At 62.4% G+C, this 25,906-nt stretch carries 25 protein-coding genes and 1 pseudogene; 18 read left to right on the forward strand and 8 right to left on the reverse strand.

Annotated elements, in window-relative coordinates:
* Positions 1–14: 14 nt before the first annotated feature.
* From WFR25_RS03545 to WFR25_RS03555, 3 genes are read left to right on the forward strand one after another with little or no spacing between them, the layout of a single operon-like run.
* Entirely contained in the window at positions 15–1,166 is a 1,152-nt protein-coding gene (locus WFR25_RS03545; RefSeq protein WP_336968577.1) for a sulfotransferase family protein, read from the forward strand.
* Between the two features lie 3 nt (positions 1,167–1,169).
* The gene (locus WFR25_RS03550) at positions 1,170–1,637 is read left to right on the forward strand and encodes a VOC family protein (RefSeq protein WP_336968580.1); all 468 of its coding nucleotides are present in this window, start codon (positions 1,170–1,172) and stop codon (positions 1,635–1,637) included.
* Between the two features lie 13 nt (positions 1,638–1,650).
* The gene (locus tag WFR25_RS03555; protein WP_336968582.1) at positions 1,651–2,034 is read left to right on the forward strand and encodes a VOC family protein; all 384 of its coding nucleotides are present in this window, start codon (positions 1,651–1,653) and stop codon (positions 2,032–2,034) included.
* A gap of 27 nt (positions 2,035–2,061) precedes the next feature.
* On the opposite strand, the gene WFR25_RS03560 is transcribed toward WFR25_RS03555, so the two are convergent.
* Entirely contained in the window at positions 2,062–2,874 is an 813-nt protein-coding gene (locus WFR25_RS03560; RefSeq protein WP_336968583.1) for an SDR family NAD(P)-dependent oxidoreductase, read from the reverse strand.
* Between the two features lie 272 nt (positions 2,875–3,146).
* Between WFR25_RS03560 and WFR25_RS03565 the strand changes: the two genes are divergently transcribed.
* From WFR25_RS03565 to WFR25_RS03595, 7 genes and pseudogenes are all read left to right on the forward strand, one after another.
* Entirely contained in the window at positions 3,147–5,570 is a 2,424-nt protein-coding gene (locus WFR25_RS03565; RefSeq protein ID WP_336968586.1) for a TonB-dependent receptor, read from the forward strand.
* Between the two features lie 346 nt (positions 5,571–5,916).
* On the forward strand, positions 5,917–6,606 hold the full coding sequence (locus WFR25_RS03570; RefSeq protein WP_336968589.1) for a TetR/AcrR family transcriptional regulator: 690 nt from the start codon (positions 5,917–5,919) through the stop codon (positions 6,604–6,606).
* A gap of 49 nt (positions 6,607–6,655) precedes the next feature.
* Positions 6,656–7,639, forward strand: coding sequence for an acrylyl-CoA reductase (NADPH) (gene acuI / locus WFR25_RS03575; RefSeq protein ID WP_336968591.1), 984 nt, complete (start codon positions 6,656–6,658; stop codon positions 7,637–7,639).
* 25 nt (positions 7,640–7,664) lie between these two features.
* Positions 7,665–9,347 (forward strand): class I adenylate-forming enzyme family protein, encoded by a 1,683-nt coding sequence (locus WFR25_RS03580; RefSeq protein WP_336968593.1) that lies wholly within the window; start codon positions 7,665–7,667, stop codon positions 9,345–9,347.
* The gene (locus WFR25_RS03585) at positions 9,344–9,757 is read left to right on the forward strand and encodes a nuclear transport factor 2 family protein (RefSeq protein WP_336968596.1); all 414 of its coding nucleotides are present in this window, start codon (positions 9,344–9,346) and stop codon (positions 9,755–9,757) included. Before WFR25_RS03580 ends, WFR25_RS03585 begins: the two co-directional genes overlap by 4 nt.
* A 22-nt stretch (positions 9,758–9,779) precedes the next feature.
* The gene (locus WFR25_RS03590) at positions 9,780–10,541 is read left to right on the forward strand and encodes an SDR family NAD(P)-dependent oxidoreductase (protein ID WP_336968597.1); all 762 of its coding nucleotides are present in this window, start codon (positions 9,780–9,782) and stop codon (positions 10,539–10,541) included.
* A pseudogene (locus tag WFR25_RS03595) lies at positions 10,541–10,726 on the forward strand (nuclear transport factor 2 family protein); the annotation flags it as partial. The gene WFR25_RS03590 and the pseudogene WFR25_RS03595, both read left to right, overlap by 1 nt.
* A 54-nt stretch (positions 10,727–10,780) precedes the next feature.
* Here WFR25_RS03595 and WFR25_RS03600 read toward each other — a convergent pair.
* On the reverse strand, positions 10,781–11,305 hold the full coding sequence (locus WFR25_RS03600; protein WP_336968600.1) for a cupin domain-containing protein: 525 nt from the start codon (positions 11,303–11,305) through the stop codon (positions 10,781–10,783).
* A 172-nt stretch (positions 11,306–11,477) separates the two neighbouring features.
* Between WFR25_RS03600 and WFR25_RS03605 the strand changes: the two genes are divergently transcribed.
* The 4 genes from WFR25_RS03605 to WFR25_RS03620 all read left to right on the forward strand — a co-directional run bounded on the left by WFR25_RS03605 (position 11,478) and on the right by WFR25_RS03620 (position 15,405).
* On the forward strand, positions 11,478–12,260 hold the full coding sequence (locus WFR25_RS03605) for a hypothetical protein (protein ID WP_336968603.1): 783 nt from the start codon (positions 11,478–11,480) through the stop codon (positions 12,258–12,260).
* Between the two features lie 100 nt (positions 12,261–12,360).
* The gene (locus tag WFR25_RS03610; RefSeq protein WP_336968604.1) at positions 12,361–13,113 is read left to right on the forward strand and encodes an SDR family oxidoreductase; all 753 of its coding nucleotides are present in this window, start codon (positions 12,361–12,363) and stop codon (positions 13,111–13,113) included.
* 55 nt (positions 13,114–13,168) lie between these two features.
* Positions 13,169–14,635: an aldehyde dehydrogenase family protein gene (locus tag WFR25_RS03615; RefSeq protein ID WP_336968606.1), complete on the forward strand. Its 1,467-nt coding sequence runs from the start codon at positions 13,169–13,171 to the stop codon at positions 14,633–14,635.
* Positions 14,636–14,661: 26 nt separating this feature from the next.
* Entirely contained in the window at positions 14,662–15,405 is a 744-nt protein-coding gene (locus tag WFR25_RS03620; RefSeq protein WP_336968608.1) for a TetR/AcrR family transcriptional regulator, read from the forward strand.
* A 4-nt stretch (positions 15,406–15,409) separates the two neighbouring features.
* Here the strand turns inward: WFR25_RS03620 and WFR25_RS03625 are convergent, their stop codons facing one another.
* Genes WFR25_RS03625 through WFR25_RS03640 form a run of 4 tightly spaced genes read right to left on the reverse strand, consistent with a single transcriptional unit; the run spans position 15,410 to position 19,546 of the window.
* Positions 15,410–16,210 carry an enoyl-CoA hydratase/isomerase family protein gene (locus WFR25_RS03625; protein ID WP_336968609.1) on the reverse strand — a complete coding sequence of 267 codons (801 nt, stop codon included), beginning with the start codon at positions 16,208–16,210 and terminating at the stop codon, positions 15,410–15,412.
* Between the two features lie 8 nt (positions 16,211–16,218).
* Positions 16,219–18,426 (reverse strand): acyl-CoA dehydrogenase family protein, encoded by a 2,208-nt coding sequence (locus WFR25_RS03630; protein ID WP_336968610.1) that lies wholly within the window; start codon positions 18,424–18,426, stop codon positions 16,219–16,221.
* Positions 18,427–18,465: 39 nt separating this feature from the next.
* Positions 18,466–19,293, reverse strand: coding sequence for a coniferyl-alcohol dehydrogenase (locus tag WFR25_RS03635; RefSeq protein WP_336974650.1), 828 nt, complete (start codon positions 19,291–19,293; stop codon positions 18,466–18,468).
* A gap of 22 nt (positions 19,294–19,315) precedes the next feature.
* Positions 19,316–19,546, reverse strand: a complete 231-nt coding sequence (locus tag WFR25_RS03640) for a ferredoxin (protein ID WP_336968612.1) — start codon at positions 19,544–19,546, stop codon at positions 19,316–19,318.
* A 253-nt stretch (positions 19,547–19,799) separates the two neighbouring features.
* On the opposite strand from WFR25_RS03640, the gene WFR25_RS03645 reads away from it, so the two are divergent.
* Genes WFR25_RS03645 through WFR25_RS03660 form a run of 4 tightly spaced genes read left to right on the forward strand, consistent with a single transcriptional unit; the run spans position 19,800 to position 23,360 of the window.
* Positions 19,800–21,053, forward strand: a complete 1,254-nt coding sequence (locus WFR25_RS03645; RefSeq protein WP_336968615.1) for a cytochrome P450 — start codon at positions 19,800–19,802, stop codon at positions 21,051–21,053.
* A gap of 2 nt (positions 21,054–21,055) precedes the next feature.
* Entirely contained in the window at positions 21,056–21,466 is a 411-nt protein-coding gene (locus tag WFR25_RS03650) for a Zn-ribbon domain-containing OB-fold protein (protein WP_336968618.1), read from the forward strand.
* The gene (locus WFR25_RS03655) at positions 21,463–22,623 is read left to right on the forward strand and encodes a thiolase family protein (protein ID WP_336968619.1); all 1,161 of its coding nucleotides are present in this window, start codon (positions 21,463–21,465) and stop codon (positions 22,621–22,623) included. Before WFR25_RS03650 ends, WFR25_RS03655 begins: the two co-directional genes overlap by 4 nt.
* A gap of 2 nt (positions 22,624–22,625) precedes the next feature.
* Positions 22,626–23,360, forward strand: coding sequence for a DUF2889 domain-containing protein (locus WFR25_RS03660; protein WP_336968621.1), 735 nt, complete (start codon positions 22,626–22,628; stop codon positions 23,358–23,360).
* A 68-nt stretch (positions 23,361–23,428) separates the two neighbouring features.
* On the opposite strand, the gene WFR25_RS03665 is transcribed toward WFR25_RS03660, so the two are convergent.
* Positions 23,429–24,697: an amidohydrolase family protein gene (locus WFR25_RS03665; RefSeq protein WP_336968623.1), complete on the reverse strand. Its 1,269-nt coding sequence runs from the start codon at positions 24,695–24,697 to the stop codon at positions 23,429–23,431.
* On the reverse strand, positions 24,690–25,526 hold the full coding sequence (locus WFR25_RS03670; RefSeq protein ID WP_336968626.1) for a helix-turn-helix domain-containing protein: 837 nt from the start codon (positions 25,524–25,526) through the stop codon (positions 24,690–24,692). The genes WFR25_RS03665 and WFR25_RS03670 overlap by 8 nt, the downstream gene beginning before the upstream one ends.
* Positions 25,527–25,906: the final 380 nt, after the last annotated feature.

The following is a 25,906-nucleotide window of genomic DNA, read 5'->3' on the forward strand; positions in this document are numbered from 1 at the left end:
TCAGGAGAAACAGGATGACTGCACCGCTCGTCGCCGACGCGCTGGTCGAACAGGCCATGACGGCAACCGACCTTGACCGGTTCGATTCCAATAGCTGGCGGGAGGGGCTGGATGTCCTGCTGGCCGACGCCAACAAGGCCGGACTGTCGGATAGCGGCCATGCCCGGATGCAGACCAGTCTGGTGGACCTGTTGTCCAACCGGCTGAAGACCACCGCGTATCTGGAGCAGCGTCCTGAACTGCTTGACCGTCCGATCGAGCGGCCTGTGTTCGTGTTCGGCATTCCGCGCACCGGCACCACCCTGCTCAACAACCTGCTGGCCTGCGATCCGGCGCGCCGGTCGCCGCTGACATGGGAGATCGACGACCCGGTGCCGCCCGCGACGTCTGCGACGCTGAAAAGTGACCCGCGCGCCACTGCGCGTCTGGAGCAGGAAAAGGCTATGCTGGCCGCGCGGCCGGAGATGGGCAAATATTATCGCAACTCGGCGGTCTATCCCAATGAGTGCATCTTTTTCATGGCGCATGATTTCAAGGCGCTGGCGCTGGAATCGCGGGGGAAGCTGCCCAATTATCGCGACTGGCTATTCTCGACCGACATGACGTCGGCCTACACCTATCACAAGCGCTTCCTGCAATTGTTGCAGGCCGATGCGCCGGGGACATGGAACCTGAAAATGCCCAGCCACAGTCTTTGGCTGGATACGATCAAAGCGGTCTATCCTGATGCGCGGCTGGTGTGGACGCACCGCGATCCCTTTACCGCGATGGGCAGTTTCTGCTCGATCATCAGTCTGGCGCATATGGGCTTCATGGGTCGGGTCAATACCGATTGGCTGAAGGAAAATTGCACCTATCAGGCGGTGCTTCATGCCGAGCGGATGCTCGATTATCGCGACAAACATGGGCAGGACAGCATGATCGACGTTCATTATGCCGACCTGATGGCAGATCCGATGGCGGCGATGCGGCGGCTTTATGTGTCGCTGGGCGACGTGCTGACGCCGGAGGCCGAGGCGGCGATGCAGGCGTGGCTGGACGCCAACCCGCAGGGCAAGTTCGGCAAGCATGATTATAAGCTGGCCCAATATGGCCTGTCGGTCGAAGAACTGGCGCCGAAATTCGAGCGCTATCTGTCACGCTATGATATCGCACGGGAAGGCTGAGCCATGATCGTCGGACGTCATTTCCAAAATGCCTATGTCACCCGTGATGTCGACAAGGCGGTCGCCCAGTTCAAGCAGCGCGCCGATGTTCGCACCCTGTCGGAGATCGAGGTGCCGGTACAGCTTTGGACGCCGCAGGGAGAAGGCAAGGGCGTGCAAAAACTCGCTTTCGTCTGGGTCGGCGACATGCAGTTCGAACTGATCCAGCCCAAGGAAGGCGATGTGCTGGCGCTGTATCGTGATGCGCTGCCCGGCGACGACCGGCTGTCCTTTCACCATATTTGCCAGATCGTAGATGATTGGGATGCCTTTATGGCGCAGGTCGAACAACAGCCCTATCCCGTCGTGCTGAAGGGCGGGACGCCGGGGATGCTCCAGTTCATCTATCTCGATACGCGCGCGTGGTTGGGGCACTATATCGAATATGTCTGGATGCAGCCCGAACGCTGGGCGGCTATGGGCGGACGATAAAGGAGAGACGCATATGATTACTATGGCACGATTCGGTACACGCGATCTGGAATGCGCGAAGGGCTTTTATGACGGAATCGCACCGTTGCTCGGCGCCGTTCGTGCCTATGACCGGCCCGGTCTGGTGGCTTATAAGAGCACCGACAGCGCCATGCTGCTGATCGGCAAACCGTTCGAGGGTGAGGCCAGCGTGGGCAATGGCAATCAGGCCGGTATACAGGCACCCAGTCGCGCTGTGGTGGATGCGGTCCATGCAAAAGCGCTGGAGCTTGGCGGCAAATGCGAAGGCAAGCCGGGCATCCGCGGTGATGATCCGAACGGTTTCTATGGCGCCTATTTCCGGGATCTGGACGGCAACAAGCTGGCGGTCTTCCGCTTCGGTCCGCCGGACGCCTGATCTTTTAAATCGAGGGGGTGGCCGGCTTTACAGCAGGCTGCCCCCATCCACTGGATAGACCTGTCCGGTGATGAAACTCGCACGGGGCGAGGCGAGATAGACGGCGAGCGAGGCGACTTCGTTCGCATCCGCCACGGGGCGGCCAAGCACGGTCTGGCGCGCGCGTTTCGCCATATCCTCCGGGCTGGTTCCAGCAAAAGCCTTGGTGAAAAAGCCATTGTCGCGGTTGAAGCGGCTGCCCTGGCTGAACGCATCGGGGTCGGTCGACACCGTACCATAGGGGGCGACGCAGTTGACGCGAATGCCATGCTGGCCGACTTCCTTGGCAAGCACTCTGGTAAAGCCATGCACCGCCGCCTTGGCCGCGGAATAGACGGGCAACATATAGTCGCCGACAAGCCCCGCAGTAGAACCGATATTGACGATGGTCCCGGTCTTGCGGGCGATCATGCCGGGCAGCGCGGCATGGGTCATGCGCAGCAGGGTGCCAAAGTTGAGGTCCATGTCGCCCGCCCAACTGGCAGGATCGGAATCCGCGAAAAAGCCAGCGCCGACATTACCGCCGACATTGTTGACCAGCACGCCGACCGGTCCCAGCATTTGCGCGGCCTCCATGATGGCGGCGGGGGCGGCGGGATCGGTCAGGTCGGCGGCGACGAAGCAGGCATCGGCCGCGCCCCTTTCCTTGCAGAGCATGACGAGCTTCTCGCCTGCCGCCCGGTCACGACCGACGGCGATCACTGCTGCGCCCTCCGTTGCAAGGCCCAGGATGATGGCGCGGCCGATATTGGCGGTTGCGCCGGTGACGATGGCGACGGTTCCCGCCAGTCCTGTGTCCATGTGCCTCTCCCTCGAAGATTGAGATGGCAGTCTGCGGTGGGGGTGGAGGAGCGTCCAGCCGCGCTGACGCGGGGGCCTCGAATGGGACACGAAACCGCCCCGGCGTTGAATCGACGGCCCACAGAAACGCAGCGGCGATATGTGGCCGAACAGCCGGGCTGTGGACTTTTCGCGGGCCAAATATCGGGCATAACGGGCGCGCAACAAGAACAAGAAGAACGGCCGTTGTCGGGATATGGTCCTGCGGCGGCTTCATATGGGGAGGCTACCAAGTGAAGACCATGTCCACTTATTATCTGATGGGCGCGAGCGTCATGGCGCTCGCTGCACCGATGCAGGTCGCCGCGCAGGATGCTGCCCAACCGGTCGTGCGCGAAACCTATGACCCCAACGTCATCATCGTCGAAGCGCGTCGCCGCGAAGAAGACGTGCAGGATGTGCCTGCGGTGATCAATGCCGTGACGGCGGCCGCGATCGGCAACCTCAATTTCCGTGAATTTACCGAAGTGAAGACGCTGGCGCCGGGCCTTGACCTTTCGGTCAACGCCAATGGCATCGGCGGCAACGCCCGTCTGCGCGGCGTCAATTTCGATGCGAACGCCAGCGGCAACAACGGTACGGTCGAATTCTATTATAATGACGCGCCGATCTCGCCCGGCGTGATCCTTCAGCAGATGTACGACATCGGCCAGATCGAAGTGCAGCGCGGCCCGCAGGGTACGCTGCGCGGACGCGCCTCGCCGTCCGGCTCAATCACCATCACCACGCGCAAGCCCGATCTCAATGAGATTGGCGGCTTCCTGGACATGACGGGTAACGATATCGGCACCCTGAACTTCAAGGGCGGCCTCAACGTGCCGATTATCCCCGGCATCGCGGCAATCCGCGTCGCTGGCTTGTGGGACGAGAATGAAGGTGATCGCGTGCGGTCGATCTACAGTAATGTCAGCCCGCATTCGCGCACAAAAAGTGGTCGGGTCAGTGGCCTGGTCGAGCCTGCTGACTGGATCAAGCTGGAGGGTAGCTATCAATATATGGACCGCGACGCGCGGACCTATGACCAGGCGATTTCCTTTAGCGAAGTCAATCCGGCCGCTGCGCCCAGCGATGTGCTGATCACGGCCAAGGATCGCCTGTCGATCCAGGAAGAGCCGCGCACCATCAACCAGCGTTTCGACATCTACAACTGGCGCGCCGAATTTGCCGGCATGGGTCAGCGGCTGATCTATCAGGGGCAGCATTCAAAGCAGCAGTTGGTGTCGACCGACAATGTCGATGACGGCAACTTCTTCCCTGGTCGTGACATCAACCAGATCACCGATACGGTTGCAAAGGGTACTTCGCATGAAATCCGCCTTCAGAATCAAGAACGTGTCGCGGGCATGTTCGACTATGTCGTCGGCTTCTTCGACAGTAAGCTGAATCCACCGACGGCCCTGACTTCGCCGACGATCGTGCGTTTACCCACTTCCCTTGGCGGCGGCATTGCGCAGGTTGCGATTACCAATGTTTTGCGCACTGGTAACTCGCATGAGCAGTCGTTCTTTGGTAATCTGACCGCGCATTTGGGCGAAGCCACCGAATTGTCGGGCGGCCTGCGCCAGATCAAGTACAAGTCGCAAAACTTCCTGGCGGTGAACGGCAACACCATCGCGTCGGACGCGCAGGATGTGAAGAAGCTGATCTACAGCGGGTCGATCAAGCATAATTTCACGCCTGACCTGCTGGTCTATTTGAGCACCGGCAGTTCCTTCCGTCCCGGCATCAATGTCGTTGGCGATTTCAATATCGCGCAGTCGGCGCTGGAAAAATCCTTCCTCAACTTGCCGCCAGAAACATCCAAATCCTATGAAGCTGGCTTCAAGAGCACGTTGCTGGGTGGCCGTGCGCGTTTCAACATGACCGCTTATTATCAGAAGTATAAGAACTTCCCGTTCCGCGTGCCCAATAACGGCGTCTATTATGTGAACACCGTCGCCATTCGCAACGCGCAGGGCGTGGTGACTGGTACGGCGCAGCAGGTCGGTTCCTTCAACTTCGTAGGTGCGGTGCCAGTTACCGTGAAGGGGCTGGAAAGCGAACTGCAACTCGACATCAGCGATCGCTGGAATGTCGGCCTGACCGCCAGCTATTCGATCGGCAAGATCAAGAATGGCACGATCCCCTGCAATGACCTGAACGGCGATGGCGTCCCAGACGCGGTTGGCTCGGCACCGTCGTTGGCGCAGTTGCAGGCCGCCGTCGGTGCGAACAACCTGTCCGCTTGCGCGGTCAGCCAGCGCGCCGCCTTCCTGCCGCCCTTCACCGCGACCTTGCAGAGCGAATATAAGCTGCCGGTTACGGACAAGGTCGACGGGTTCCTGCGCGGGTTGGTCAACTATAGCGGCAAGTCGCAGGGCGATCCGGCGAACAATTTCGACAATGTCGGCGCGTTCGCTCTTGCCAATCTTTATGCCGGCATCCGTGATCCCGAGGGTGCGTGGGAAGTGTCGCTGTTCGCCAAGAATCTGTTCGACACGACCAAGGTTTTAACGCGCACGACGCCGCTGTTCACGCCTTATCAGCAAATCACTGGCTTCACGCCAACGGGCGCCACTACGGCGGCACAGACCTTCACCAGCACCTATACCGGTGCGACGGTCACGCCACCTCGTGAGTTCGGTCTAAACGTGCGCTTCTTCTTCGGTTCGCGGTGATCGCAGCGCCGCTCATATGACCTCCATGTCACTGAGCAAGGAATCGGCCGGGCAACCTTTGGGTTGTCCGGCCGATTGCATTTTGGCCCATTTTCCTGCCGCGCTTCTTCGCGGGAGCGATGATCGTGGGATGCTGCGATAGAAAGCCTGACCTTCGGTTGACTCTGGCGGCATGGCGGTCAGGGATGGGGGCGGTAGATCGATCGACCGACGGCTTGATAGTCTTGCCTGATGAACAGCGGTGTTGTTGATATGCGCGGCTACTTTCATCGGCAACCCCGCCTTGAATTTGGGGTTGCATATGAGGAGCGAGGACGGAAATCGACTATCAAATGAGGTGCGGCGCATGACGGAAATTCGCAAAAGACGGTCCCGGGACCCGGTGGCCACGCGCGAGGCGATCCTGGAGGCGGCGCGGGCCTTGCTGGCCAAGGATGGCCCGGAGGGCATCAGCCTGTCGGAAGTTGCGGCCCTGGCCGGAGTCAATCGCGGCACCGCCTATCAGCATTTCGAGACCCGCGAAAACCTGATCGCGGCAACCGCTGAATGGGTGTCCGACCGGATGTTCAGGGATGTCTTTGGCGATCCGGAGACGATTGGCGAACGCCGGGTAGAACAGGTTGATGTCGCCGACACCACCGATCGCGTGGCCAACTTTGCAATGGATAATCCCGAACTGTGCCGCATCTGGCTGCTTCAGTTGCTGGCGTCGCCCGATCCCATGGCTGATCCCTTCTGGCGCGAATATGAAGGGTCATTGCAGCGCTTCGCCGACAGCGACCTGGCGGAAGACGGTGTCGATGCCGAGGTGTTGTCGGTGCTGATGCTCGCCGGGGCGTTCCTGTGGCCGATATGGGCGCGTTCCCATGCGCGCAGCGAGGAAGAACGTCGCCCGCTTGCCCGTCGTCTGGCGCAGGAATGCCTGCGACTTAGCCTGTACGGATCGATGCGGGCCGAGCGTTTTCCACAAATTGCCGAGCGGCTGAGAGACGAGCGCCCTGAAAAGGCACCCGCCAAGGCTGCGTCGTCGTCATGACCGGCCGTCTCCGATTTTCATTCCCCTTTCTGTAAAAAGGACTGACCAGATGTTTTCAGCCATTGTGATCGACAAGACCGACGACAAGCAGAGCGTTGCACTGGCGCAGGTGGACGAGAGTCAACTGCCCGAGGGTGATGTCACGATCGACGTCGCCTATTCGACGCTCAACTATAAGGACGGGCTGGCCATCACCGGCTCCTCGCCCGTGGTTCGCAAATTCCCGATGGTGCCGGGCATTGACCTGGTGGGCACGGTGCGTGAATCGAGCCATGGCGACTGGAAGGCGGGCGACAAGGTCGTGCTGAACGGTTGGGGCGTGGGTGAAGGTCATTGGGGCGGCCTGTCCCAAGTCGCGCGGCTGAAGGGCGACTGGCTGGTGCCGCTGCCCGCCGCCTTTACCCCCGCACAGGCCATGGCGATCGGCACGGCGGGCTATACTGCTGCGCTGTGCGTCGAGGCGCTGGTCAATGCGGGCATCACCCCCGATCAGGGCGAGATTTTGGTGACGGGCGCGACCGGGGGCGTCGGTAGCGTCGCGGTGGCGCTGCTCAAAAAGGCGGGCTTCACGGTGGCCGGATCGACCGGCAAGGCATCGGAAACCGACTATCTCAAGCAGTTGGGCGCCGACACGATCATCGACCGCGCGGAACTGTCCGAAAAGGGCAAGCCGTTGCAGAAGGAGCGCTGGGCCGGTGTCGTGGATTCGGTTGGCAGCTTCACCCTCGCCAATGCCTGCGCCCAGACGCGCTATGGCGGCGCGGTCGCGGCGTGCGGTCTGGCACAGGGCGCGGATTTCCCGGTCACGGTCATGCCTTTCATCCTGCGCGGCGTGCGGCTGTTGGGCGTCGACAGCGTGATGGCGCCCAAGGCGCGTCGTCTGGGCGCATGGGAGCGGCTGGCCCGCGATCTGGACCCCGCGCTGTTGGGTGTGATCGCCCATGAAATCAGTCTGGGCGAAGCGGTGTCCGCTGCGTCGGATCTGCTGGCGGGCAAGGTGCGTGGACGCATCATCGTCGATGTGAATCGCTAAATAGCTGCCAGAACAAGGGACCGGAATGTCTGCAACACCGCTTTCGATCGTCGCAGGTCCGCCGCTGAGCGAAGAGCCGGGCCTTGGCTCGCTCACGCTGGGCGGATGGCTGCGCGAGGTTACGCAACGTTCCGGTCCCCGCGAGGCGCTGGTCATGCACGAGGCGCAGGGCGTCACGCGCTGGTCCTATGACGAATTGTGGGCGCGCGCCAATGCGGTGGCGCGCGCCTTGATCGCCTGCGGTGTGGGCAAGGGCACGCGCGTCGGCGTGTTGATGACCAACCGGCCCGAATTTCTGTCGGCGGTGTTTGGCACGGCGTTGGCGGGGGGCGTTGCGACGACGATCAGCACCTTCTCCACCCCGGCGGAACTGGAGCATCTGCTCCAGTCTTCCGCCTGTACGGTGTTGTTGATGGAGCGGGCAGTCCTGAAGAAGGACTTTGCCGCGATGGTCGCGGGGCTGGAACCTGCGATCGGCACGGCGGCGCCCGGTGAACTGGCCGCGCCGCAATTCCCCTTCCTGCGGCATATCGCGTCGGTGGGCGGTGGGCCGGGCATGATCGAGGGTTGGGACGATTTCCTGGCGCGCGGCGATGCGGTTGCCGGGGCGCTGGTCGATGCGAGGGCGGCGACGGTGACGCCTGCAGATCCGGGGGTATTGTTCTTCTCTTCCGGTTCGACCGCCAAGCCCAAGGGCATAGTGTCGATGCACCGCGGCGTCACGCTCCAGCTATGGCGCTGGAAGCGGTTTCTGGTGGCGAAGGAGGATGCGCGAGCATGGTCGGCCAATGGCTTCTTCTGGTCGGGCAATTTCGCGATGGCGATCGGCGGCGCGCTGTCGTCGGGCGGCAGCCTGATCCTTCAGGCGACCTTCCAGCCCGATGAAGCCCTGACTCTGATGGAGCAGGAAAAGGCGACGATGGCCTTTGCTTGGCCGCATCAATGGGCGCAGTTGGAGGCGGCGTCCAACTGGAACGAAGTCGACCTGTCGTCGCTCCATTATGTCGGCACGCACACGCCCCTGGGCAAGCACCCGACGGTCGACACCGACTGGCAGGAGCCGATGGCCGCCTATGGCAATACAGAGACGTTCACGATCAGCACGATGTTCGATTCTGGTACGCCAGTGGAGCGGATCGCGGGCAGTCATGGCATGCCGCTGCATGGCAATGTGTTCAAGATCGTCGAGCCGCTGACCGGCGCGGTCGTGCCGTTGGGCGACCGGGGTGAGATCGCGGTCAAGGGACCGACATTGATGCTTGGCTATCTTGGTGTGCCGCTGGACGAGACGCTGGACGGCGATGGCTTTTTCCGCACCGGCGACGGGGGCTATTTCGACGCGCAAGGACGGCTGTTCTGGGAAGGACGGCTGAACGACATCATCAAGACCGGCGGCGCCAATGTGTCGCCGATAGAGATCGACGCGATCATAAAATCCTGTCCGGGGGTCAAGGTCACGCAGACCGTGGGCGTTCCGCATGAAATGCTGGGCGAACTGGTCGTGACTTGCATCGTGCGTCATGAAGGGGCGACGCTGGACGAGAACGCGGTGCGCGATTTCGCGAAAGCGCAACTGGCCAGTTACAAGGTGCCACGCCGCGTTCTGTTCTTCATCGAGGATGACCTGAAGTTGACGGGCAGCGCCAAGATCAAGACCGCTGATCTCAAGACGCTGGTGGTGAAGCATCTGGAGGCGGAAGGCCAGTGACGGACGGGGCGGAGCAGACACTGGCGATCGCCAACCTGAAGGCCCGTTATTGCGCCGCCGCCGATCTTGCCGCCAGCGACCCGGTGCAGGCGCACGCGCTGTTCGCTGACATTTTCGCGGCGGACTTTGTCGGCCATTATGGCATGGGGCCGTTGGTCGGCGCGCAGGCGATCACCGATTTCCTGTGTACCGCCATTGCGGGCAACAGCCTGTGGGTGCTGCACATGCTGCATTCGCCTCGAATCGCAATTGAGGGCGATCATGCGACCGGGGACTGGACGGTGCTGGTCAAGCTCAAGCGGCGCGAGAGCGGGGCGGTCGATACCGTCATGGGCCGCTACAGCGATCATTTCCGCCTGACCCCGAAGGGGTGGCGGATCGATAAAGTGACGTTCGACCGGCTGGAATAATCATAATCAGGAGAGAGTTGCCATGGCTCATCGTTTCACCGGCAAGACCGTGCTGGTCACCGGTTCCGCAGGCGGGCTGGGCCGTGCCTATGCGTTGGCCTTTGCGAGTGAGGGGGCGACCCTGATCCTGGCCGACATCAACGAAGCAGGGATGGCCGAGAGCAAGGCGATGATCGAGGCGATCGGCGGCACGGCGAGCTTTCATCGCGTCGATATGAGCAATGAAGCGGATATTATCGCGCTGGGTGAGACGGTGCTGGCCGCGCATGACCGAATCGATGTGCTCATCAACAATGCCGGGCTGCATCTGGGAGAAATTGCGCGCGGTTTCTTTGGTTTGGGGCAAGCGAAATGGCAGCATTTCTTCGCGGTGAACACGATCGGTCCGTTGTTGCTGGCCGAAGCGCTGCGTCCCGCGCTGGCCAAGGCCAAGGGGGTCATCATCAACAAGTCGTCGATGGCGAGCTATAACCCGGCGACCGCCTACGGCATTACCAAGGCATCGCTCAATGTCCTGACCCATGCCATGGCGCAGCAGTTTGGCGCCGATGAAATCCGTTGCGTCGGCATCGCGCCGGGACTGATGGAGACGGAAGCCGCGTTGGGCGGCGTTGAGGCGTCCAATTGGGAGCGGCTGAAGGGGATGCAGTCGGTCAAGCGGCAGGGGACGGTGGACGACATCGCCAATCTGGGGCTATTTCTGGCGTCCGACGAAGGCAGCTTCATCAACAACCAGATCGTGCTGTGTGACGGCGGCAACCAGATGCGCGGGTTCCGTTTCTGATGGCCGCGCCCGGTTTCGCCGACTGGCTGGCGATCGCCGATCTCAAGGCGCGCTATTGCCGCTTGCTCGACAGCAAAGATTGGGACGGCTTTGCCGCGCTGTTCACGGAAGATTTTCTGCTGGACGCAAGCGGATCGGGCGGGCCGGTGCTGGAGGGGCGCGACGTCGCTATCGGGGGAGGCAGGATTGTTCAGCCGCTGGCCGCTGCTGGCGCCGATGATCCTGGAGTTTGCCGGGCGCTAACCGATGCTTAGGCCGGAGGGCGGGGTTTCCTCCGGCCAATCGTCGCGCTTCGCCACTACGCTTTCGACCGCCTTTGCCCAATAAGCGGGGTTGTTGGCGAGCAGGCGAATGTCGAAGCTGTTCGATCCCCTGAACTCCAGCACCTCGACGCCCTCCTCGCCGGGCACATAGGCGTAGGGCACGTCCGCCCCGACGAAGAAGCCATCGCCCGCGCCCAGCGTCTCGGTGCCCAACCGGAGCGATCCGGCCAGAATGAAATAGAGACAGTCGACATTGTGGCTGTGGCGGGGGAGGGGAAAGCCGCTTTTGAACCAGGCATGGGTCAGGCTCAATCCCGGCATGGAGAATAGCAGGCGGACGGTCGTGCCCGCCATCATGCCCGCTTCTACCGCTGCCACCGATCCTTCGATTTCCGTCGGGGTTGGCATAACCGTGGACATGAGGCCGCTTTCCTCAAAATCGGTGGAGTCGCGGCCACGGAAGATGGCGAAACGGGGCGTGGCGGGAGTGGTCGGGGTCATGGGGGGACTGGCTTGCGATGATGATAGCGGGATGCTGCGGCGAGGCGCAGGGGGCGTCAACCGTTCGCGTCCTTCAATGCCCCGGCGATCAATGGCGCCGGCCAGCGCGCAGGGACTGGCGCGGCCGGATTTTCCATGCTGTCCTGCAACCCAATCGTTGAGGGATTGAGGAATGAGCCTGTATACCACCATCCATCTCCACAATGTCGTGGCGGGCCGCGAGGCGGACTATGCCGGATGGTTTGACGGCCAGCACAGGCAGGACGTGGCGCGGCTGCGCGGCTTTCAGTCTGCTGATCGCTATGAGGTGACGGCCGAGCAGGTCATGCCCGACATTCCGCAACCCTGGCGGTATATGAGCGTCTATGAATTTGACTATCCCGCGCCGGAGATCGACCTGCCCGCGCTGGGGCCGCTGCTGGCCGAAGCGCGTGACGGTGGGTTGATCGACGACAGCATGGAGAGCGAGCGCATCCACAGCTATGTGATGTATTCGGACTGGGTATCCAGCCCCAATCATGTTGCCGACCAGCCCTTTTCCGGCGTCAGCATCATCCTCGCTAATTTCGTCGCGGGCCGGGAAGCGGAATATCACCAATGGTATAATGAGGTGCATGGTCCCGAAGTGACCCGTGTGCCCGGCAAGGTGGCGATGAAGCGTGGCCGCCTGTCGCCGTTGCAGGTCGCGCCGGTGCGTTATTGCCCCGGCAGTGATCTGGTCTTTTGCGCACAGCAGACTGAGGACCTGCTGTTCACGGTCAAGGATTTCAGCGCGCGCGCACGCGGCGTCAGCCCCAGCGGCGTGGCGTTTCAGGCGCGCTCCTCGGCAGGGTCGTTCGCGCGCACAGTGCATTATTTCCGCAAGGTGAGTGGCACGGATTTCTGGCCGGGCGGCATCGCCTATGATGGCGATCTGTCGGTCTATCCGGCCGATTTCGCCCGTCCTGCGGGCTGATGCATGGAACTATCGCACTCACGATGGCGCGCCTCTTGCGGCCTGTGCGGCGGTGGGTGCAGGACTGAATGGACAAACGAACGAATAAGCGGAGCAGGACATGGGCAAGACGATCGTGATCACTGGAGCGGGAGATGGGCTGGGCCGTGCATTGGCCCGGCGCTTTGCCGCCGATGGCGAGACGGTCGTGCTGCTGGGCCGCACGCTTGCGAAGGTGGAGGCGGTCGCTGCGGAATTGGGGGACGCACACCTCGCCTTGCAATGTGATGTCGGCAACCCGGATTCCGTGCGCACGGCCTTTGCCACCATCGCCGCGCGTCACCCAAAGATTGACGTGCTGATCAACAATGCCGCCGTCTATGAACCCTTCACCCTGGCGGAAGTGCGCGACGAACAGATCATGGCGTCGTTGGCCACCAATTTTGCCGGCCCAATCTTTTGCGCGCGCGAAGCGCTGCCGCTGCTGCGTGGCGATGGGCATATCATCAATGTCAGCAGCGAATCCGTGTCGCTCAAAATGCCGATGCTGTGGATGTACGCGGGCGGGAAGGCGGCCGTGGAACTTATGTCGGAATTGTGGGCGCGTGAACTGGAGGAGGACGGCGTGCGCGTGACGACGGTGCAGGCTGGCATGATGATGGATGAGACAAAGACTGGCAGCAACTGGCCGATCGATGTCTCGATGCGGTTCGCGCAGGAAAATGCCAAGATCGGCCTGAACCTGCGTGAGCGCGGCATCAGCCACTATAATTCGGTGACGGACGTGTTCCGCGCCGTGCTCGACATGCCGGCGGACCTGCATATCGGCACCGTTGCTCTCAGCGCGCGCAAGCGTGCTGCGGCACCCGCTTGAGCGCGGACCGCTGAACTCATTTATCGCCTAGACATTCGACAGGAAGACGACGATCATGGCCACCCTCCCCGACGCCAAGCTTTATATCGACGGCGCGCTGCGCGATGCCGAAGGCGGCAAGACCTATGATGTGACAGGCCCCTGGACCGGCGCGCCTGTCGGCAAGGCGGCCGATGCCTCCGCCACCGATGTCGAGGCCGCGATCGCCTCCGCGCGCCGCGCCTTCGACGACACCGACTGGTCGATCAACGTCGAAAAGCGCGTCGAGCTGGTCACGAAGTTGCGAGCGTTGTTCGAAGCGAACAAGGAGCGGCTGTCGGACCTGGCCCGGCATGAGGCGGGCGCGGCCTGGGGCGCGGTTGGTCGCGCGCATGTCGATATGGCGCTGGACGGCTGGGACGATTATCTGAAGGTCTTCCCGCAGATCAAGTGGGACAAGGATTATGGCGGGCGCACCGGCTATGGCTTCGAGAGCCAGCGCATTGCGGTTTATGAGCCGGTCGGCGTCGTTGGCGCGATCACGCCGTGGAATGTGCCGCTTTATGTGAATGTGGGCAAGGTCGTGGCCGCGCTGCTGGCAGGCTGCACTGTTATCCTGAAGCCCGCGCCCAACACGCCGGGCATGGGCGCGATCTTCGGCGAACTGGCGCAGGAAGCGGGTTTTCCGGCGGGCGTTCTCAACGTCGTGTTCGGCAGCGACCCGGCCCTGGCGGGCGAGATGCTGGTGACGGACCCGCGCGTCGACCTCATTTCCTTCACTGGCTCCACCGGCGTCGGCAAGCGGATCATGGAACAGGGCGCCGCGACGTTGAAGCGCGTCTTCCTGGAACTGGGCGGCAAGTCGGCCAAGATCGTGCTGGACGATGCGCCCAATTTCGCGATGGACGTCGCGCAGACGATGCTGGTGTTCCATGCCGGTCAGGGCTGCGCGGTCCATTCGCGCCTGCTGGTGCCCCGCAGCCGCTATGAGGAAGCCAAGGCGATCCTTAGCCAAGCCTATGGCAGCTTTGGCGACAATTGGGGCGTGTTCGACAATCCCCAGCACATTATGGGTCCGGTAATTTCGCAACGGCAGATGGAGCGGGTGCTGTCCTATGTCGAGATCGGCCAGCAGGAGGGCGCTACCCTGCTCGCCGGCGGTAAGGCGCGGCCTGACAAGGGCGACGGTTATTTCATCGAACCGACCTGCTTCGTCGATGTCACCAACGACATGCGGATCGCGCAGGAAGAGATTTTCGGTCCCGTGCTCGTCGTTATTCCCTTTGAGGATGATGCCGATGCGGTCCGCATCGCCAACGAAAGCGCCTATGGCCTGTCCGGCGGGGTGAGTAGCGGCGATCTTGACCGGGCGATGGGCGTGGCCAAGCGGATACGGTCGGGGTCGATCAGCGTTAATGGCGGTATGTGCATCGCCGGGGACTTGCCTTTTGGCGGATACAAGGCCAGTGGCATCGGTCGCGAATGGGGTCTGGAGGGAATCGAGGAGTTCCTTGAGACCAAGCTGATCGCGTGGCGCGCCTGACGGGATGATAGGGACGGAATTTGAGCGTGAAGGCTGGAGCAGTGGTGACGGGCGAAGTGGCGGGCAAGAGCGCTCGCGGTCCGTCGCGTGCCAACGCCCATGTCCCGGTGAAGCCACTCAGCCATAATCTCAACGGCCAGCGGCTGGGGCGCAAGGGACGGGACACGCGCGATCGCATCCTGGCGGCGACCAATGAATTGCTGGCCGGCCCCCCGGATGTCGAGATTTCGCTGAGTGCGGTCGCGCGACAGGCGTCACTGGGCATGACTTCGCTCTACAATTATTTCAACGATTTGACCGAATTACTGCTCGCGGTGCTGGAGCCAGTGATGGCGACGGCAGAGGATGCCTATGTCTCCCTGTTGCGGAAGCGCTGGGACGACGCGGAACTGGGTGAGCGCGCCATTGAATTCGTCAGCGCCTATCATGGTTTCTGGGTACGGCATTCGCGCCTGCTTCATTTGCGTAACAGCATGGCCGATGGCCAGAATGAACGGATGGTGCTGCACCGCGTCCGTGCCGCACAGCCGACCATGCGGCTGATGGTGGAGCAGATGGATGGCGACCTGATGCGGCCGGAACAGCCGGTGTTCAGCATGGCGACGGCGCTGATGACCGGGCTGGAGCGTGTCGTCACGGTGACGACCGACGCGGCGCTACAGACTATCCTCAATACGCGGTTTTCCTCCTCGCATGTGCATCTTCTGACGGCGGAATCGCGTTTGCTGGAACTGGGGATTCGCGACTATCGGCGGCTGGCCGAGGGGTGACAGGTTAGGGCTTCTTGCCGCCGACGCCCTTCAGATATTGCTCCATCCCCTCAAGATAGGCGGGGTTGAGCATCAATGCGCTGTTGGCCATGCGCTCGACATGGCGACCCATGCTGGGGCCAACCTCGGCCGCCAGTTCGATGGCGATCTTGGCCGCGCCCATCTGTTCGCTATTCTGCGTGGTCAGGTGGCGGCAAAAGGCGAGCGCCGCATCCTCAAACCCTTCATCGGGCAGGACATCATGGACCAGCCCCATGATGAGGGCGCGGTCGGCATCGGCCTTCTGGTTGCCCATGATGAGCCAGCGCGCCCAGTGTGGTCCGCAGATGCGGGTCAGGCGGCTGACGCCATTGGAGGCGGGCAGGACACCGAACAGCCCCTCCGGAAAGGAAAAGGCCGCGCTCTTTGCCGCCAGACGGAAGTCGCAGGAGAGCGCCATTTCCAGCCCGCCACCAACGCAGGTCGCATGGATGGCGCAGACGATCGGCTTTTCGATATGCTCCATCTCGTCATAGATGCGCTGCATGCCATGGAGGTTGAGCCGATGGTTTTCCCGGATGCCTGAGGGCGTGCGCGGATAGTCGGGTGCGGAACCGCTTTTGAGGTCGGCCCCGGCGCTGAAATAGCGGCCGGTCGCGCGGATCAGCATCACCTTCAAGTCGGGGGTGTCGCGGAAGCGATGCAGCGCAGCCTCGAACAGGCGCATCGTCTCGGCCGACAGCGCGTTCAGCTTGTCGGGTCGGTTCAGGGTGAGGATCAATATGCCGTCCTGATCTTGTGACAGCAGATGCGGTTCTTCCGGCATGGCGTATCCTAGCTTCGTGTGCGGGGCAGGCCCAGCCCGCGTTCGGCGATCATGCTGCGATGGACTTCGCTGGTGCCGCCGTAAATGGTCGATCCCTGCGCATGGCGATAATATTGGTTCATTTCCGCCGCCGCGCCCTTGCGCTTGGACAGGGACAGCGGCGCGGTCAGGTCCAGCAGGTCGCGGGCATCGCTCAGGAATTTTTCCGAACTGAACATCTTGGCCATGGGACCATAAGCGTGGTTCGGCTTCTTTTCCGCGATCGTCCATTGGGCGCGGGACGTAATGAGTTCCGACATCCACAAATGGGCCATGGTGCGGGCCAGCCGCACCTGTGCGCCATTGTCCTCGATCAATGGCTTGCCCTGATAGCGGATCTCGCGCGCCAAGGTTTCGGCGGCATGCAGCATGGCGCGCTGATATTTGGCGAAGCCACCGCCATGTTCCAGCTCCAGGCTGGCGCTCATCGTGCGGACACCGCCATCGACCTCGCCCAGCCGCCAGCTATCGGGGATATGGACGCCATCATAGAAGGTGATGTTGGTGCGCTCATCCTGGAAGGTGTAGACCGGCTGGATCGTCACGCCCTCGGCCTTCAGCGGCACGATGAACATGGTGAGGCCCTTATGCTTGGCCACTTCCGTGTTGGTGCGGCATAGCATCAGCACATAGGTGGACAGGTTCGCGCCGCTGGTGAACATCTTGGTGCCGTCGATGCGCCAGCCATCGCCGTCGGGCGTGGCGCGGCATTGCGCCGCGAACACGTCGGAGCCGGAGCCGGGTTCGGAATAACCCAAAGAGCATATCACTTCGCCGCGCATGATCTGCGGCAATATCGCTTCCTTCAGTTCCTCACTGCCGAAACGATGGATGATGAGCGATACCATCTGGGTGACGTTGGCGGCGGGGTTGTTATAACCCTGCGCCTCGAACGCATCCATCGCGGCGGTCTTTTCATAGGCGGAGAGGCCGCGGCCTCCCACATCCTTGGGCAGGCCGAGATAGAGGAGGTTCTGTGCCGCCAGCTTGCGGTTCAGCTCAGGGTTGTAGCCTTCCCAGCTATAGTGAAACGTGTCGCGCATTTCGGGCGTGACGTTCGCCTCGAAAAAGGCGTTGATCTCTTGGGCAATGGCGTGGGCGTCCTCACCCAGATCGAAGTCGATCGGGACATCGCCCACATCGGGCAGAGCGGCAACCTCTCCAGCATAAAGGCGGCGGCCAGCCTCCTCGATCAGTCGCTGAGGATCGCCCAGCACCAGCGGCCAGGCCTTGGCGCGCAGGTTGAAGAGGAAGATGTCATATTCGGTGGTGAGGCCGTAGCCGCCAAAAGTGTGGAGTGCCTGCGCGACCGTCCGACCGGCGGCATCGGCATTCCACCAGGTGGCGAGCGAGATGGCTGCGCCAGCCTCCTTCGCGCCATCGGCAATGTCGCGGATCGCCTTCCACACCAGAAACTTGCCGCCGTCGATCGCGCAGAGCAGGTCGGCGAGCGGGTGGGAGATGGCCTGGAACTGGCCGATATACTGGTCGAACTGCTTGCGCTCGCACGCATAGGCCGCCGCGAGCTTCAGCGCCTGACGGCCGATACCCGCAAGGCCAGCGGCGATCAGCAGCTTCCATTCCTCGACCCCGGCAGCAAAGGTGGCCAGCGCATCTGCGCCGGACGCCAGCGTCACGCGCGGATGGGCGGAGAGGTCGATCTCCGCCATGGGAGTGGAGGCGAGATTTTCCTCCGCCACGCGGGTGCCTTGCGGCACGGAGACGAGGATGATGTCGTCACCCATGCGGGCGATCACGGATTCCGCCACCAGCCCGCCTGCGATCCACTGAACCGGCTCAACCGCCGCATCATGCAGGGCGAGGGTGAGAACCGCTTCGCCGCTCATGGCGCGGGCCAGCGGCGCTTCGCCCTGTTCGCCGCCCAGTTGCGCGAGCAGGCGCGCGGCGACCAGTGCTTCGGCCATCGGTCCGGACGCCAGCGTGCGCCCGGCCTCTTCCATCAGCAGGGCCGCGTCGAACAGTCCAAGGCCAAGGCCGCCCGCTTCTTCGGGCACGCGGATGGAGAGAGCGCCCAGTTCAGCGAGGCCTGTCCACAGCGCAGCGTCAAAGCCCGACGGCGCTGCCGCACGCACGCGGGCCATGCTGCTGTTTTCGTCCAGGAAACGCGCGAACATGTCGCGCATCATTTCCTGGTCGTCGGTCAGGTCGAAATTCATGGGAAACGGCTCTCCAGGCTCATTGCGCGGGGGCGGAAGTTATTGCGCTGGCGCGGATCGGCGCATCATCACGCTCAGATCCACCTGACCCGTGGCGACGCCGCCCATGAAGCCGCCATCGACGGGGAAGACCACGCCGTTGACGATGCTGGCGAGATCGCTGTTGAGAAGGACGATGCCCGACGCCTGTTCCCGCGGGGTCGAATAACGGCCCATCGGTTCGGCGGCGGCGGCGACCACATCCTTACCCGATGTCGCCTCGAACGCGGCCATCATCGGCGTCTGGGTGGGGGAGGGGAGGGTGCAGTTGATGCGGATGCCCTTCTTGATGAGGTGCGCGCCCATATACTGGGTCCAGACGATCACATTCTCCTTGGAGAAGCTGTAGCCTTCCTTGATCGTGTCTTCATTGGCTTCGCACCATGCCACGGCGGCGTCGAAGCCCTCGGTCGTCACAAATTCCATGTTGGTCGGGATGCGGCGGCTCCAGCCGAGGCCCCCGGTCGACGCGATGCTGGCGATGGCGCCGCCCGGACCCATCAGCGGCAGAACCTGTTCGGTCAGATGGCGCAGGCCGATGAAATTGACCTTCATCACGTCCATCGGCGGGAAGGATTGCGGCAGGCCCGCGCAGTTGAACAGCGCGTCGACCTTGCCGCCAATCCCGGCGACCGCCGCGTCGATCGAGGCAGGGTCGCGCAGGTCGACATTGGTGAAGGACGTCAGCGGCAGGTCGGACTGTTTATAGTCGACGCCATGGACCTCCGCCCCCAGCTCCAGCAGCAGCTTGGCGGTCGCCTCCCCCATGCCGGAAAAGCATCCGCTCACGATAACCCGCTTGCCCCTATAGCCCAGAATGTCGCTCATCATGCTCTCCGATCCAATCTAATCAGTTCTTCGCCTTGGGCGGCCAGGAAATCGTGCCGTCATCCTCTTCGACGAAGATGATCCGCTCCGGGCAGGCGCGTGCGCCGCGTTTTGCGACTTGCTCCATGCCCGTTTCCACGGCGAACCCATCGCTGGCGATGTAGCCATCATCATCCAGCGGAAAGAGGTCTTCGGACACGGCCGCGCAACGCGCATTGCCGACACAGCCTGACTTTTCGATCCGGATTTTCATGGCGCCTCTCCAGCGATGCTTGGTCTTGTTAGAAAGGAGAATGGGGCGGCGATCAACACGGTGTGGCGCTCAATCGCCGCCACGATGCTGGCGCTTCCTGCCGCCGCAGTACAATCGTCCGTGCGTTATCTGGGGGGGGGCGGGCGCGCGAACATTTGCCTTTGCCATGAGTGCGGGCGAAACCGGCCTGAACCCTTGTAGCCGGTGTTGCCCCAAGGGAGCGGATGATAAGCCAAGACACCCGGAGAATCCCATGGTCCACGCCATCTTGAGTCCCGCCGCCGACAAGCCGGCCCATGTCCCCGATGCGCTGGTCTATGATTTCGATATTCATGCCGATCCGGGCCTGCTGACCGATCCCCATGCGCGCATCCTGGATCTGGTGCACAATGCGCCGCCGGTCTTCTGGACCCCGCGCAATGGCGGGGGCTGGGTCGCACTCAGTCACGCGGCCAATTATGAGGCGTCGCGCGATACAGAGGTCTTTTCCAGCGAGTTCGTGCCGCAGGCGCAGATGAAGGCGATGCTGGCGTCGCTGCCGCCGGGCGCGCCGCACATCCCCCAGCCGATCCCCATCACCCTCGACCCGCCCGAGCACACCAAATATCGCCAGCCGCTGCAAAAGGTCTTCTCGCCCAAGACGATCGCTGCGCTGAAAGACGGTATCCGCGAACTGGCGGGCGAACTGATCGATGCGATCAGGCCGCAGGGCGGCTGTGAATATATGGCGGCGGTGGCCGAGCCGCTGCCGGTTCAGGTGTTCCTCAAGATGCTGGGCCTGCCGCTTGATCGCCTGCCCGAATATCGGGCGATCGTGAAGGAGCATATGGAAGCGATCGACAGCGATCGGGCGGGCGCCATGCGGCGGCTCCAGACGATCGCGGCGGCCATGCGCGACACGATGCTGGACCGGAAAGATAACCCGCAGGACGACATCATCTCCATGCTGTGGAAGCTGGAAATTGACGGTCAGCCGACCACGCTGGCCGATATGGAAAATTACGGCGTCCTGCTGTTCATCGCCGGGCTGGACACGGTGATGAACGGGATTGGCCTGGCTATGCGGGGACTGGCGCTGGACCCGGCGCTTCAGGCCAAATTGCGCGCTGATCCCAAGCTGGTGGCCGAGGCATCGGAAGAGATGCTGCGCCGTTACACCTTCACCGTGCCGATGCGGGTCATCCGCAAGGAAACCGTGCTGGCGGGCGCCCGGATGATGCCGGGGGACATGCTCAAACTGTTCCTGCCCGCGGCGGATCTGGACGCGCAGGAATTTCCGCAGCCTGACAGCTATGATCTCGACCGCGAGAATAATGTCCACATCGCCTTTGGCGTCGGGCCACATCGCTGCCTGGGGTCGCATCTTGCCCGTGTCGAGTTGCAGGTGCTGTATGAGGAAATGCTGGCGCGGCTGCCGCAATTCCGGCTCGACCCCGCGCATCCGACCGTCTTCCATGGCGGCCATGTAATCGGCATTGAATCGATGCATCTGGTCTGGGAGGTTTGAAGATGGTGTGGCAACGCTCGCGGCCTCGGCTGGACAATGACAACCGTGCCTTCTGGACTGGCGGGGCGGAGGGGAAGCTCAATATCGCCCAATGTGGGGATTGTGTTGGCTTCATCCATCCGCCGCGCGAAATCTGCCGCCATTGCCAGTCGGAAAATGTCGCGCCGCATGCGGTCGCAGGGACCGGGGTGATCGACAGCTATACGATCAATCACCAGGCCTGGGCCAAGGATATGGAGGTGCCCTTCGTCATCGCGCGGGTGAAGCTGGACGATGCGCCGGGCGTGTATCTGACGACCAACATCGTCAATTGCGCGGTCGATGCTGTGGATATCGACGACAAGGTGCGGGTGGTGTTCGAGGAACAGGATGGCATCTGGTTCCCGCTGTTCGAGAAGGTGGACGCAGCATGACGGGTGAAGCCTATATTACGGGCATCGGCATGTCGGAGGTCGGCGTGCGCCTGACCCGATCGGCGCTGGGGCTGACGCTGGATGCGGTCAGGGAGGCGATCGCCGACGCGGGGTTGACGCTCGATCAGATTGACGGCGTTGCGACCTATCCGGGCAAAATGCCGTCGTTTCTTGGTTTTTCGCCCGTCAGTTCCGACGATCTGATCGAGGTGCTGGGCCTCAAGACCCGCTGGCATATCGGCGCGGCGGAGGCGACGGCGCAACTGGGCGCGATCGTAGAGGCGGCCAATGCGGTGAAGGCGGGGCTGGCGCGCCATGTCCTGTGTTTCCGCACCGTCTATGAGGCGGCGGCGCTGGCCCGGCCCGAGGAGTTTCCACCGCTTGAACGGCGCAAGGATGTGACGGGCAATTCGCAATGGGTTTCCCCCTTTGGCGCATTTTCCGCTGCCAACTGGACCGCGCAGTTCGCGATGCGGCACATGAAACGCTATGGCCTGACGCGTGAGCAACTGGCGCAGGTGGCGCTGAACGACCATGCCAATGCGGCGATCAATCCGCGCGCACTGGTCAAGAAACCGCTGACGATGGATGACTATATGTCCGCGCGGCTGATCAGCACGCCTTTTTGCCTCTATGATTGCGACCGGTTCACCGACGCATCAACCGTGGTGATCGTGTCGGCGGGCGATGCGCTGGGTGAGGTGAAGACGACGCCCATCCGTATCGCCGCGAGCGCCGGATCGGTGGAACGCTATAGCTGGGATCAGGCGGAATGGGCAGGTGCCTATCCCACCGGCCGGGATCTGTGGAAGAATACGGATTACCAGCCCAAGGATGTGGATACCGTTCAGTTCTATGATGGTTTCGCCTTTCAGCCGATCACCTGGCTGGAAGGATTGGGCTTTTGCGATGTCGGCGAAGGCGGGCAGTTTCTGGAGGGCGGCAAGCGCATCGCTCGCGACGGCGACCTGCCGATGAACACAGGCGGCGGCCAGCTTGGCTGGGGGCGGCTACACGGCTTTGGCTTTGCCTATGAGGCGGTGGTTCAGTTGCGCGGGGAAGGCGGCGCGCGGCAGATTGGTGGCGATCCCACGGTCGCCATCGCCACGTCGGGCGGCGGGCCAATGGCGGCGGCGCTGCTGCTGGCGAAGGACTAGCGATGATGGCGGTGTTCGACGCGTTGCCGGGGTTCCGGCGTCGCTTCGTCGTTTCGCCCGCGCCGGACCGGGTGACGGCGGCGGTCGAGGACGACTATCACTGCATGGCCGTCACGCTGCATCATGACGGCGCAATCGTCACCGCAGTCGATGCGGTGATGGATCGCGCGCCGTGGACCACCTGTCCCGGCGCGCCTGCGGTGCTTGGCGCGACGTTCACCGGCGTTGCGCTGACGGAAGTTGCCAAGCGCGGGGAAAAGCAGGCCAACTGCACGCATCTGCATGATCTGGCGGTGCTGGCCGCAGCGCATGCGGGTGACGCGGCGCCGATGCGTTATGACATATTGGTATGCGATCCTGTGGAGGGGCTTGTCACGGCCGAGATCCGCCGCGACGGGCAGCCGATCCACCGGATCGTCCATCGGGGCGACATCGTCATGGACCCTGCGGCGATCACCGGCCTTTCGCTGTTCAAGCTGCGCGACTGGATCGGCGGGTTGAACGGCCCGGAGCGGGAGGCTGCGCGCTTGCTGCAATGGGGCGCGATCCTGGCGCATGGACGCCTCATTTCCATGGAACGGCAGTCTGATGCCAACCGTATGCCGCCAAATTGCTACACCTTCCAGCCCGAGAGGAAGGTTCATGCCCAACGAGTGGGTGAGGTGATCGACTTCACCGCTGCCGATCGCCAACCGTTGGATCATTTCGACGGTGCGGGTTTTTCCATGGTGCGTTGAGATGTTTGCATGAAAGAAGGCCCGACAATTTCTTGTCGGGCCTTCTTTCATGTGCGTTGCCGTTCGGCTCAGAGGGTCAGGTTGTAGAGCTTGCAGGCGTTATCCTGGAGGACCTTCTTCTTGGTGGCGAAGTCATAGCCGCCCAGCGTGTCGATGACATGCGCCTGGACGCCGGGATAGAGCGAGGTGGGATGCGGGAAGTCGGTTTCGAACATCACATTGTCGACGCCGATCGTCTCCAGCAACTGCTTGGGACCGACCTTCTCGAACCAGTAGGTCACCCAGAAATGGTCGCGGAAATATTCCCATGGCCGCTTGTGGAGTAGATGCGCCTTGCTGGGCAGCATTTCGTTGAACTGATGCTCCAGCGCCTCGACCGCGAAGGGCACCCAGCCCATGCCGCTTTCAATGAGGCCGATCTTGAGCCTGGGATGCTGGTCGAGCCGGCCCGACACCATCCAGTTGCCCAGCGTCGCGGCATTGCCGATCGAGAACATCGTCGCCACCACTGACAGCGTCTGTTCAAAGCCAAAGCCATCCCAGGTCAGCGTGTTGGGGTCGATCGCCGCATTGAGGTGGAAGTTGAGCGGCATGCCAGTCGCTTCACACATTTCCAGGAACGGGGTCCAGTAATCGCTCAGGAAGCTGGGCACGCCGACGCGCTCGGGCGTGTCGGGCAGGACAAAGCCCTTGAGGCCCATGTCATGGCAACGGCGGGCTTCCTTCTCCAACTCGGCCTGATCCCAGAAGGGCAGATGGGCCATGTTGAAGATGCGGTTGCCCGACACCTGCTGATATTCGGCGGAGGCGTCATTGTAGATCTGGATGATCGCAAGGGCGAGGGCGGGATCGCCCAGCGACATCAGCGATCCGGCCTGGGTGACGCCCGAATTCTGGAAGCCGATCTGGGCATGCACACCCATATCGTCCATCGCCTGGAGGCGTTCCTTGATCCTGTGCCCGCCCGGATGGGCCTGTTCCAGCTTTGGGAAGGCCAGGCGGCCCAGCAGCTTGTTATTGTCGGCGCGAATGACGTTGCCGCCCATCGAACCGAAATTACGATCGCCCACATACCAGCGCTCCACGCCATCGGCGTCGAGCTTCACATAAGGCACCTTGTCCTTGTATTTGGCGGGCGCGCGTGAGGTGAACAGGTCGGGCGCTTCGGTGATATGCGTGTCGGTATCGACGATCTTGATCCCCGCCAGCGAAGGGTGAAGCCCCCCCGACTGGGTGGCATAATCCACCTCCCGGATCACGCCGCCCGGCGTATAGCCCTCCGCCGACCAATATTTGCGCGCGTTCGACGCAATCTCCGGTTCCTTCGTCTCACCCATGCGCCTGCTCCAGACGCGGATGCCAGGCGGCGTCGAACAGCGGCTGCACGGTATCGGCGACCGACGCCTTGCCATTCAGGCAGCGGCCGACGGCGTCGTCGAGGGTGCGCATGAGGTTGGCGGCGTCGATCTGGTCGGATGGCTCATAGACGAAGCCGATCGCCAGCGGCTGGTTCTCCGGCATGTCGGGCAGCAGCACCGCGCTGACATCGGCAATGGAACCAAAACCCACGATACCCGTGATCCGCCCTTCTTCGCGGCACTGTTGGACGCGTGCCGACATGTCGGTGAAGCAGAATTTGCGTTCTGCGGATGCTTCCGCGTTCAGGCGGCGGATCATGCCGTCGCGACGCGGCTGGGCGACGGTGGACAGCAGCAGTTGGCCGACAGCGGAATCAGACAGATGCTCCTGCTGGCCGCCGCAGAAACCGGCGTGACCCGAGGTGCGGAAGGTCCGCTTGCCTGCCCGCCAGGTGAAGACCTGAGTCTTGAGGCCGACCATGCCGAACACGGCGACGCCAAGGCCCGTCTGGGCCGAGAGCCGGTCGATGAGGTCGGTCAGGCGACCGTCACGAACCAGCTGCGGCTGGACCGATGCACCGAGCATCGCGGCGCGGGGCGTGGGCGAATAGGAGCGCGAGCAGGGGTCCTTGTGCAGCAGGCCAAGGTCCACGAGGCTCGACAGAAGTTCTGAGGTGCTGGACTGCGGGCGGTCGAAGCGGCGGACGATGTCCATCACCGTGGCCTGGGGATGCTCTTCATCGAAGAATTCCAGCACTTCGATGACGCGCTTGGCGATCTTTGCCTTGTTGGACTCCACGTGAGCCATGATGCCTCTCCTCTTCTTTATGAACACAGTTGTTCACTAAGAGAGGGGGTGTTGTCAATAAAAAATGAGGCATTCTCGTTTTCTGATGTTTTCAGGGCTATGAGCCGCCTTCCAATGCCGTTGAATCGCAGGATTGGCGCAGAGCCGACGGCGTCAATATGAGTGCTGGAGTTTGTATAAAAACATTTTAAAACATACAGTTGCATGATTTTCTCTGTCAGTCCATGTTCGCGCAGAGGCGATCTTCAATGTGGAGAGCGCTAGACGAATTGTATCCAGTTCCAGTTGAAAGGCGGTGGCGGGCACTTGACCTGGATGGTAGTCTGGCCCGTCTGTTGCGGGGCAATCAACGCCAGCGGATCCGTCAGCGCACGTGCAAT

This window comes from Sphingobium aromaticiconvertens (assembly GCF_037154075.1).
GTDB lineage: Bacteria > Pseudomonadota > Alphaproteobacteria > Sphingomonadales > Sphingomonadaceae > Sphingobium > Sphingobium aromaticiconvertens.